This window comes from Trebonia sp. (assembly GCF_049794275.1).
Classification (GTDB): domain Bacteria; phylum Actinomycetota; class Actinomycetes; order Streptosporangiales; family Streptosporangiaceae; genus Trebonia.
Map to the genome: position 1 here is coordinate 1 of NZ_JBARCR010001045.1, position 1882 is coordinate 1882.

The 1882-nt window shown below is 71.3% G+C and carries 3 protein-coding genes; all 3 read left to right on the top strand.

What is annotated here, in order from left to right:
• The coding region (locus tag WA805_RS26130) for a MarR family winged helix-turn-helix transcriptional regulator (protein ID WP_425243678.1) at positions 1 to 316 on the top strand (316 nt) is incomplete at its 5' end.
• Positions 313 to 1158 (top strand): ABC transporter ATP-binding protein, encoded by an 846-nt coding sequence (locus tag WA805_RS26135; RefSeq protein WP_425243679.1) that lies wholly within the window; start codon positions 313 to 315, stop codon positions 1156 to 1158. The genes WA805_RS26130 and WA805_RS26135, both read left to right, overlap by 4 nt.
• Positions 1115 to 1882, top strand: a 768-nt coding sequence (locus tag WA805_RS26140; protein ID WP_425243680.1) for an ABC transporter permease, incomplete at its 3' end; no start/stop codon positions are given. The genes WA805_RS26135 and WA805_RS26140, both read left to right, overlap by 44 nt.

The following is a 1882-nucleotide window of genomic DNA, read 5'->3' on the forward strand; positions in this document are numbered from 1 at the left end:
GCTCACCGCCCGCAGGCCGGGAATCAGCGTCGCCGAGGCGGCGCAGGAACTGCGGCTGGCGCCGAACAGCGTCAGCACGATGGTCAGCCAGCTCGCCGCGGACGGCCTGCTGGCCAGGGGCCGGGCCGTGGCGGACGGGCGTTCCGTCCGGCTGACCGTGACCGACGAGGGCGCCGCCCGGGTCGGGCAGTGGCGAGATATTCGTGCCGAGCTGGCCGGCCGGGCGCTCGAGCGGCTGCCGGCCGCTGACCGGGGGGCCATCAGCGCCGCCGTGCCCGCGCTGGCCCGGCTCGCGGAGCAGATGGAGGCATTGTGAGCGCCGGCGCCGCCGAGCGGACACCCAGGGGAACCGTCACGGACGCGGTCCTGTGCACCGGGCTCACCTACCGGTTCGGTACCCACACCGCGGTCGACCACGTCGACATGGCCATCGAGCCTGGCGAGATGTTCGGCCTGCTCGGGCCCAACGGCGCGGGCAAGACCACCACGATCCGCATGCTGACCACGCTGCTGAAGCCCGCTGCCGGCACGGTCACCGTCTTCGGCATCGACGTCGCCGCCCGCCCGATGCTCGTGCGCCGCGTGATCGGCTATGTCCCGCAGATGCTGTCCGCGGACGCGAACCTGACCGGCGTCGAGAACGTCGAGCTGTTCGCCAGGCTCTTCGACGTACCGCGGAAGGAGCGGAAGGAAAAGGTGGCCGGCGCGCTGGACGCGATGGGGCTCACCGAGGCCGCGACGCGGCTGGCCGGCACCTACTCCGGCGGCATGATCCGGCGGCTCGAGCTCGCCCAGGCGCTGATCAACGCGCCGCGGCTGCTGGTGCTCGACGAGCCGACGGTCGGGCTGGACCCGATCGCCCGCGGCGTCGTCTGGGAGTACATCGCGCGGCTGCGCGACGAGCATCAGATGACCGTGCTGATGACCACGCACTACATGGACGAGGCCGACGCGTACTGCGACCGGGTCTCGCTGATGCACCGCGCCACGATCCGCGCCACGGGCCGGCCCGCCGACCTGCGCGCCGGGCTCGGCGAGGGCGCGACGCTCGACGACGTGTTCCGCCACTACACGGGCGACACCCTGGACAAGGCACCGGAAGAAGGAGGCCTCCGTGACGTACGCCGCTCCCGACGCACCGCCCGCCGTCTCGGCTGAACTGCCCGTCATCCACGACGGCCCGGTGACGGCGCTGCGCCGCCTGGCCAGCCGGATCGGCACTCTGTGCTGGGTGGAGCTGCGCAAGATCCGGCACGACCGCACCGAGCTGTACACCCGGGCGATCCAGCCCGCGCTGTGGCTGCTGATCTACGGCGAGGTATTCACCCGCTTCCACGCCATCCCCCTGCCCCCGGGCGTGTCCTACCTCGCCTACCTGTCGCCGGGCATCATCGCGCAGTCCGCCCTCTTCATCGCGATCTTCTACGGCATCCAGATCATCTGGGAGCGGGACGCGGGCGTGCTGACCAAGCTGATGGTGACGCCCACCCCGAGGTCGGCGCTCATCACCGGCAAGGCTTTCGCGGCCGGGGTCCGCTCGCTGATCCAGGGCGTGGTCGTGGTGGTCATCGCCACGATCCTCGGCGTGTCGTTCACCCACAACCCGCTGAAGCTCATCGGCGCGGCGATCGTCCTCGTGATGGGCTCGGCCTTCTTCGCCTGCCTGTCGATGTCGATCGCGGGCGTGGCCCTCGCCAGGGACCGGCTGATGGGCATCGGCCAGGCGATCACCATGCCGCTGTTCTTCAGCTCGAGCGCGCTCTACCCGACCTACGTGATGCCCGGCTGGCTGCAGGCCGTCAGCAAGGTGAACCCGCTCACCTACCAGGTCGAGGCGCTCCGCGGCCTGCTGATCGGCTGGCCTACCACGCTGTGGCTGGAC